An 8,485-nucleotide genomic window follows, 5' to 3' on the forward strand; every position below is an offset into this window, starting at 1 on the left:
TTTTCCGACGGCCAGAGCAATTCTAAAAAAATCCCCAAGAACTTCTTCCCAGAGAGGTAAATTTTGAACCGAAACCGCTATCTTAGTATTGTGTTGATTTACCAACGAGCAATGCCGTAGCCATCATCCACGAAGCGATTCTAGGACAAGCTTGGCTAGGGGTTAGGGGACTATCTCCTAATGGATGAATTGCCCGCAGGTAATCACCATCAGCGGTGGGTAGCCGACGCTAGAACAATCCCATAGGTTGGTTTTGCATAGATCGTCTGCGATACAGATCGTTTGTCTTTGACGCTGGAGCCACGACGGTATCGGTCGTTTTGAACGCTACAGATTCACCGTCAACGGGCTAGGGGCAAGTTAGGCTTGGCCCTGCTTTTAGTAGCTTCACACCAGAGATAGTCTAGCCCCTTGGGTTAGCGTTGATCGCTTGATCCGATCAAGGCTGATTTGCCAACAGGTGCTCTACCCCTCCATTTCTATCGCCAACTCCCTAAACAACTCAAATCAATGGCTACTTTTGAGACCGTAACTCGACCGTTTTCCCTAGCGTTGATGACCGCAGCGATGGTCAGTACAGCGGGAGGTCTGAATCAACCGACTTCTCTATCGGTCATTGCCCCATCGGTTGCCCAGGCACAGTCCGTTGATCCCCAATCTGGTGATCCCCAGTTTTCAGAGAATGCTCTCCCGGTAGACGTTTGCCTAGACTTGCCCGATTGGCAGCGTCCCTCCACCCAAACCCAGCAAAAACACCTGCGCACCGTGGCCCAGTACGGTGCCGCGCTCCAGTCCGAGCCGCTGCTGAGCGTTGCCAAAGATTGGTGGAGCCACGAGGTGTTTTCCTTCACCACCTACGGCCTTAGCGCCCGCACCGATCCCCTGTATCTATCGGGGCTGTGGACAGTGGTGGATCAAACCTGGGCCTGCTATGAGGGCACCCAACCAGAAGCTATCAACCAAGGCCAAGTAGCGGAAGTCTGGCTAATGCATCACCGCCTGGTAGGGGTGCAGTGGCAGCAGGATCAATATGTGATGACCGTTGAACCCGCCGAAACCGGACTGCAACTGGTGCAGTTTCCCCGCCAAGAGCAAGGCCCATCCCTACCCATCACCCTCATGACCCTAGCCGGAGATACCCTAGCCGTCATGTCCGGTGACTGGTAAACCTAGCGATCCCCAGATTCCAACATCGTAGGGGCGGGGTTTTCCCGCCCTTCCACTTCAGGGGATTGTCAATCCGAATTGGGCTGAGCGACCAAGCCAGATCCCAGAATCCGTAGATCGAAAAGGATCTTGTAGGGTAGGCATCCTGCCTGCCTCAAGACCCCTGCGATCTGACGGCACAAGTTAATCAATGGCTGAAATGGTTTGGGCCAGGGCAAAATCTTTTTCGGTCAGGCCGCCCGCATCGTGGGTACTCAGTTCGATCACGACTTTGTTGTAGGAAATGGCAAGGTCGGGATGATGGCCCGCCGCCTCAGCGGGTTCCACTAGGCGGTTCACAAAATCCACAGCGGCAATGAAGTTTTTGAAGGTGCGGGTGCAGGTAATCGTCTTACCGTTGAGGCTCCAGTCGGGCAGTTCGCTAAGCTTGGATTGAATGGCGTCGGTGGTCAGTAGGGTAGCCATCGTAGAGATTCCGTAGTGCAACCCCCTGATCCTAAAACATTCCCAAAAACTATCCGCCCTGCCTAGGGAAGAGAAACTCTTCAAAGGCGAGGGCGGTCTAGCTGGATCTTCGGTTAAACCTGACTGCCGGGAGGAACCCTTATCAGCCAGCTTCAGAAGCTTAGTTCGCTAGGCGAACACTGAGTCTTAGAGAACGGCCCCGGCGCACAGCCGGCTTTCGTTAACCTGAAGACCCATACGTTTACTACTCTCTTGCATGGGCATCACCTCCTGAAGGACTAAAGGGTACAATCTCAAGGGTTCGCCTGCTGGTCTTGTCAGCATTAGTGGTTAAGGTAGCACAGTCTTTTCGGCTGTGGCAGAAATTTACCCGTTATTACGTGAAAAATTAGCCCCGAACCTCGTCTATCTTGAAATCAGGCTTTTCCTCACCCGATAGCCCTCTCCCAATTTGGGAGAGGGACTTTGAAGAATCCCTCTAGTTCCCCTATCCCAAGCGGGGGGAGGGGAGGGCCAAGACAATGTGTTTCTCCATGGACTGCGTTTATGCCCTCGGATCTCCCCCTTTCCCTGCCCGCCATTCTTCTGGATCCCCATCTACAAACCTGGCTGCAAGAGGACATTGGCCGAGGAGATTGGTCTACGGCGGGGCTAGGGGACTTGGCACGGCGACCGGGGGCGGCGATTTGGGTGGCCAAGGCTCCGGGGATCATTGCTGGGTTGCCCGTGGCCGCACGGGTGTTTCATTTGCTGGATCCTGCGGCCAGTTTTGATCCCCAAGTGGCTGAGGGATCGTTGTGTGAACCGGGAACTGTCGTGGCCAACCTGCGGGGATCGCTGGCTACTCTGCTGATGGGGGAACGGGTGGCGCTAAATTTGGCCATGCGTCTGAGCGGCATTGCCACCGCGACTCGTCAGTCTGTGGACGCCCTGGCGGACTATCCCACCCAGTTTGTGGACACCCGCAAAACCACCCCCGGCCTGCGCCTGCTGGAAAAGTACGCGACCCGTGTGGGCGGAGCCTTTAACCATCGGCTGGGGCTGGATGATGCGGTGATGATCAAGGACAACCACATCGCCGCAGCGGGGGGCATTCGGGCGGCGGTGGAACAGGTACGAAAAACCATCCCCTACACCCTCAATATCGAAGTCGAAACCTCAGACCTTTCCCAAGTCAAGGAAGCCCTAGCCTGCGGGGTGGAAATCATCATGCTGGACAATATGCCGCCCGACGTGATGACCATGGCGGTTCAGATCATTCGGCAAGCCAATCCCCGCATCAAAATCGAAGCCTCCGGCAACGTCACCCTCGATACCCTGCGCCCCATTGCCGAAACGGGGGTGGATTTCATCTCCAGCAGCGCCCCCATCACCCGTGCCCCCTGGCTAGACTTGAGTATGCGCATGGTGGAATAGGTCTTCAGGATCCGTATCACCCGGATCCGTAGATCGCTGGTTTCGACTAATTTTTATCTGGCCCGTAGATTAATGGGTAACCCTTAAGAGAAGGGCAAGATTTCCGCCTCAAAAAATGAAATTTTGAAGATTGCACAGGCTACCACTATCGGCCCTCAGAGATCGCCTAGTTGAGCTTTGACCACCTATTTCTCGACTCCGATGGGGAATCTCCCCACAGGCTATACTCCTGAACGAAGTTGTAACTTCGCTAGACTGATTCCCTTGGCAGTTATCGGCTATATTTATCTCGCCGCTCTACCGTTCAGTCCCCCTGTGCCGATGCCCCTGATCTTTGCGTTTTTGGTGGCCCTGCTGCCGATTGTGACGGTGTTTTTGCTGTTGGTGGTGGCCCGTCGTCCGGCGGATCAGGCCATGCCTGGTGCCCTGGTGGTGACGCTGTTGGCGGCGGGCATGGTGTGGCGGGTGCCCCTGGCCTACCTGGGGGCATCCCTCGTGCAGGGGACGGTGATTGCCCTGGAAATTCTCTACATTGTGTTCGGGGCGGTGCTGCTGCTGAATGTGCTGCAAGTGTCCGGTGCCCTTAGCGTTATTCGTCAGAGTTTGTTGGGTTTGTCGCAGGATCGGCGGGTGCAGGTGATCATCATTGCCTGGTTATTTGGCGGTTTTATTGAAGGGGCTTCCGGCTTTGGTACCCCGGCGGTGATTGGTGTGCCGCTGCTGGTGGCGGTGGGGTTTCCGGCCATGGCGGCGGTGATGGCAGCGCTGATCATTCAAAGCACCCCATCCACCTTTGGGGCGGTGGGAACGCCGCTGGTGTTTGGCATGGCGGCGGGGCTGGGCGGGTCGCCCTCGGTGAATGCCACCCTGGCCAGCCAGAACCTTACCCTCACCCAGGCCATTACCCAGGTGGGCGTCCGGGCGGGGATTATCCACGCCATCATCGGCACCTTCATCCCATTGCTGCTGGTGGCCACCCTCACCCGCCTATTTGGGGATCCCGACCGCAAACCTGCCGATCCCTACCTGTGGAAGTTTTCCCTGCTAGGGGGGCTGGCCTTCACCCTGCCCTACCTGCTTACCGCCCTGTTCATTGGCCCAGAGTTCCCGACCATGGTGGGCGGTTTGGTGGGGCTGTTGATTACCGTCACCGTCGTTCGTCAAGGTTGGTTGCAGCCCCAGGAACCCTGGGATTTTCCGCCGTCTGATACCTGGCCCGCCGCCTGGATGGGCAGTGCCGCCCCCACCTTGGCCAAGCCCCCGGCTTCCATGACGGTGCTAAAGGCGTGGCTCCCCTACGTGCTGTTGGGGGTGATCCTGGTTCTATCTCGACTCAGCGCGTTGCCCCTGAAAGCCGCCTTGCAAAGCGCCAAACTCACCTGGCCCAGCGTTTTTGGCACCACCGTCGCCATCAGCACCACGCCGCTGTATCTGCCGCCCACGCTGTTTCTGGCTGTCATTGGCATCACCTGGGTGCTGTACCGAGTTCCGGCCCAAGCCATGGGGCAGGCGTTGGGGCAAACCGGGCCGCTGCTGCAAAAAACCGCCCTCGCCTTGGGGGCCGCTGTGCTGATGGCACGGGTTTTTATCAACACCGACACCAACGGGGCCAACCTCAGCAGTATGCCCCTCACCCTGGCCGACGGCATCTCTGACCTAGCAGGGCAAACCTGGCCGCTGTTCGCCGCCATCATTGGCCTGGTGGGGGCTTTCGTGGCGGGCAGCGTTACCGTTAGTAATATGATGTTTTCCCTGTTTCAGTTCGGCGTGGCCGACAGCATCGGCAAAGCCCCCGGCTGGATTTTGGCTCTGCAAACCGTGGGTGCTTCAGCGGGGAACGTGATTTGTGTCTCTAACGTGGTCGCCGCTGCCGCCACCGTGGGCCTGCTGGGCCGTGAGGGCATTTTGATTCGCCAACTGCTGCCCGTGGTGGTGTATTACTTGGCCCTGGCGGGGGTGATTGGTCTAGTGGTCACCCTATAGGGAGGAAATTTAAGCCATGACTAACGCACGATAGGGCCATTGCCGATGTGGAGGAGGTAAGGGTTCCCGTTGGCAGTCCGCAGTGATCCTCTGAACCTGTGCTTGTCATGGCGTTATCGCTGCCCTCGGAACTAATACCAAATCCGAATTAGATAACCCCGGTTCCTAGCCCAGCAAACCTTAGGGGCGAGGAGACCTCGCCCGCTGATACCGGGGACAAACGAGCCGGATTTAGTATAAGAAAATTTGCCGACCGCCAGATTGCTCGCGGCAAATATACCTCCCCCGACGATATGCTCCTGGCCGGATTACAAGCCTTAGCTAAGCGGGAACAGGGTTATCAAGGCCGCTTTGAAGCCCTGCGCCAAGACGTTTTGATTGGTGCTGCCGAAGCCGAACGCGGTTAACTCTTGGACGCAACCACCAAAATCGAGGCTATTTGGCAACGAATAACGTCACCTTCACAATTATAAGGAAGCCATACTTGGGGAAGGCTGTCATACAGTGGCGCGGATAACATCCCAATCGCTGGTGGTCATTGGCGTGGGTTCGCCGGAGTTAAGCCCTTCGAGAATGAGAGATTCGAGGTGGTCTTTTCGGGCTTTGTCTTGTTGGATGAGGGCTTGGATGTAGTCGTTGGCGGTGCCGTATTGGCCGGATGCAAGTTGCTCTTTGAGGTAAGCAGCTAAAGCCTCTGGGAGTGAGATGGTTAGATTAGTCATGGAGTTACCTTGATGGAGAAGGACTGGACGATTAATCGGCTATTGGTCTGAGTTTGGGGGATACTCATAGTCATGCTTAACCCGCTCAACAAAACTAAATTTGATGACATTTAGGAAGGGTTTAATTTCTTTTTCAGAAATATTGACATGTCTTGATTATTGATTGTTAATAATTCCAGGGAAAGCTGTAGGGACGGGAAGCAGTGCTAGGGTTGCCCAGAATGCTGGTTAGGGCTGGGATATATGAGGGGAGAATGATAGATAAATTGATGAGCGAAAGCCTTAGCTAAGACAGCATAATTTCATTGATCTTACGCTCCCATTCATCATCAAAAATAAGCTTAAATTCAATTCTAGAACCAAAAAATTCCTGCCTCAGTTCTCCCCACTGTTTCTTCTGGCCTAGTTCGTTGCAAATTTCAAAAATAGTCTGTTTATACTGAGTATCTTCATTTTTCAAGTGTAAGCCTTTGCTTTCAATGACATACACGGTTGCACAGTCGTCAGGGTTCTGCAAGTCTGCTTCAGGCACAATAAAATCTGGATAGATTTTTCCTTTTTTCCATCCCTGGACGTAATAGTCTTTCTTAGAAGCATTTCTGTACCAGAACAGTAGTTTCTCTTGACCATCTAAGTAGATAGCAAGTGCTTTCTCAAGTTCGTTAAACTCTTCCTCTAGAACATAATCAAAGAGACTGCGTTGGATTGGATCGTTATTATCTCTAGTTAGTTTTGGTGCATTTTTACGAACCGTAATTCGTGTGGGAATATCTGAATTTCGATCCACTACTAAGAAAAAGAAAAGTTTTTGATTTTCCAGTAAATCGCGAAAAACTTTCTCTGCAAGTCGATCACATTCTTTAGCCAGAGTCTTTCTTATCTCCTCGACAATAAAGACCATATTGCTTGCAATGACTTCCTCGCTATTATCTGGGATGCTGGATAGCGATGAGAAGACCTGTTCTGCAATCTGGTAAGCGATCCAGGGATTAGGTACAATATCGAGGATTTGGCGAGTGACATAAACTAAGTCGAGTTTGACGGTTGCCTTTTGAATTTGGCTGTCTTTCTTCTCGATTACTTCTTGCACATATTGACTCAATCCAATGGCTGAGGCTTCGTCTCTGCTTTCTGCTTTGATTAGTGACAGCTTCTTGATGCCATCTAAATCGACGAGTCCCCAATTGATGCGACTCAAAATATCCATTTCATAGCTGAGTTCACGCCATCCCTGTTCTTGTTGAATGACAAACCGAGATAGGTATAGTTTTCCTTCAAACTTCTTGAATTGTTGACGATAGCCAACTTCTTCCTTTTTATCATCTACTGTATCTTGAACAACATTGCCAGCAATATCACCTAGACCTTCACTTTGAAGACCAGATCGAATACTGCTAATTAGGCTCTGGGCTTTTTGTTTGAATCAGAAAATGTAGCATTCATCTAGAGCTTGAATTTTTGTTTTTCGAGCATAGGGTTGTCTGAGAATACGACCCACTAACTGAATGATAGCACTCTTTGAACCAGGATTAGTTAATACTGTCAATACATAGGCAAAGGAGCAATCCCATCCTTCCTGTAGGGCTTGCTTTGTAATGATGTAACAAATCGGACATTCCTGATCGAACAGATCAATACCTTCAATGTCATCTTTCTCGCTGGACTTAATTGCAATGGCATCAGGGCTAATGCTGCATTCTTTAATCAAGAAGTTTTTCGCATCCTCCGCGTTGATGTAGTGAATATCATGACGCTGATCTTTGCCTGTTCGCTCAACCTGAATCAGGTAGATTGGGCGAATATAAGTTCCGATTCTAGCTTGGTAGTCTAAGGCTTGTCTATGCAGTTCATCGCGTTTTGCGACACTGTCTCGGAGGCAGTCTTTCCAGTCATAACTCGCTTTATTAGTAAGGTGAATATCTAGCTTAATCATCTCTTCGCGATTAAGCTCTTGGCCACTAATGCTAACCAGTTCATTGCTATTTGGTGGCGGATTAGCTGATAATTCGACAACGATTTAGGGATTAAAATTCAGAATAGTATCTTGAGCATTTTTACTGTAAGCCTTGTGACCCTCATCAATAATAATGATGGGCTTCAGAATGCGAAGAGTATTGCCTAGAGATGTTTTAATTTGCCCACCTAGGAGAGAATAGCGTTCTCCAAAACAGTCTAGGTTAGAAAATTTCTCTAGCAGAATTTGATGATCGGGCAATCGATCATCGGGAGGGAAGAAAGCATCAAATCCTGAAGAGTCCTGAAAGAGCTTTAGGGTTTCTTTATTTTGTCGGTTTGCAGAGAGCAACATTAACAGCAGAACTACCAGGCTCTCTTGAATATCTGCTGGGGTAAAGCGCTCTGATTTTTCAACAATCTTAGTTCGTCCACCGCTGTTGAAATCTAAAACTTGACGATAAGGGTGCTCGCGAGTACGCAGGGCTTTTCGGGTTTGTCGATAAATTTGATTGGTGGGAACAATCCACAATACCAAGCCCGTTTGCTTTTTTAGGTAGTGGGTATTGATTAAGCCGATGGCATGGGTGGCTAATAGCGTCTTGCCCCCACCCGTGGGAACTTTGATACAAAAGTTTGGGCACCTCGATTAATCGAGCATTCAGGGAATTGCCGTCTCAAAAAAGAACACAGTGAGACAGGAATTTCCCTTCCATCGCACTGTGTCAGTTGTGACTCAAATGAATTTATCAGCGTTGCCTTATGGCTTCACTTAGAAC

General features: G+C 51.6%; 8 protein-coding genes. 3 read left to right on the forward strand and 5 right to left on the reverse strand.

From position 1 onward, the window contains the following. Positions 1 to 510: 510 nt before the first annotated feature. Entirely contained in the window at positions 511 to 1,167 is a 657-nt protein-coding gene (locus H6G62_RS16920; RefSeq protein WP_190497233.1) for a hypothetical protein, read from the forward strand. A gap of 183 nt (positions 1,168 to 1,350) precedes the next feature. Here the strand turns inward: H6G62_RS16920 and H6G62_RS16925 are convergent, their stop codons facing one another. Further along, entirely contained in the window at positions 1,351 to 1,632 is a 282-nt protein-coding gene (locus H6G62_RS16925; protein WP_190497235.1) for a 4a-hydroxytetrahydrobiopterin dehydratase, read from the reverse strand. A 546-nt stretch (positions 1,633 to 2,178) separates the two neighbouring features. Between H6G62_RS16925 and nadC the strand changes: the two genes are divergently transcribed. Continuing rightward, positions 2,179 to 3,048: a carboxylating nicotinate-nucleotide diphosphorylase gene (gene nadC, locus H6G62_RS16930; RefSeq protein ID WP_190497237.1), complete on the forward strand. Its 870-nt coding sequence runs from the start codon at positions 2,179 to 2,181 to the stop codon at positions 3,046 to 3,048. A 264-nt stretch (positions 3,049 to 3,312) separates the two neighbouring features. Then, positions 3,313 to 5,031: an L-lactate permease gene (locus H6G62_RS16935; protein ID WP_242052135.1), complete on the forward strand. Its 1,719-nt coding sequence runs from the start codon at positions 3,313 to 3,315 to the stop codon at positions 5,029 to 5,031. Between the two features lie 497 nt (positions 5,032 to 5,528). Here the strand turns inward: H6G62_RS16935 and H6G62_RS16945 are convergent, their stop codons facing one another. The 4 genes from H6G62_RS16945 to H6G62_RS16960 all read right to left on the reverse strand — a co-directional run bounded on the left by H6G62_RS16945 (position 5,529) and on the right by H6G62_RS16960 (position 8,334). After that, the gene (locus tag H6G62_RS16945; protein ID WP_190497240.1) at positions 5,529 to 5,753 is read right to left on the reverse strand and encodes a type II toxin-antitoxin system ParD family antitoxin; all 225 of its coding nucleotides are present in this window, start codon (positions 5,751 to 5,753) and stop codon (positions 5,529 to 5,531) included. Between the two features lie 286 nt (positions 5,754 to 6,039). Then, positions 6,040 to 6,960 (reverse strand): hypothetical protein, encoded by a 921-nt coding sequence (locus H6G62_RS16950; RefSeq protein ID WP_190497242.1) that lies wholly within the window; start codon positions 6,958 to 6,960, stop codon positions 6,040 to 6,042. Positions 6,961 to 7,176: 216 nt separating this feature from the next. Next, on the reverse strand, positions 7,177 to 7,686 hold the full coding sequence (locus tag H6G62_RS16955) for a hypothetical protein (RefSeq protein WP_190497245.1): 510 nt from the start codon (positions 7,684 to 7,686) through the stop codon (positions 7,177 to 7,179). Positions 7,687 to 7,770: 84 nt separating this feature from the next. Next, positions 7,771 to 8,334, reverse strand: a complete 564-nt coding sequence (locus tag H6G62_RS16960) for a DEAD/DEAH box helicase family protein (protein WP_347239368.1) — start codon at positions 8,332 to 8,334, stop codon at positions 7,771 to 7,773. Positions 8,335 to 8,485: the final 151 nt, after the last annotated feature.

Origin of the sequence: Phormidium sp. FACHB-1136, assembly GCF_014697375.1 — a bacterium.
Taxonomy (GTDB): domain Bacteria; phylum Cyanobacteriota; class Cyanobacteriia; order Phormidesmidales; family Phormidesmidaceae; genus Nodosilinea.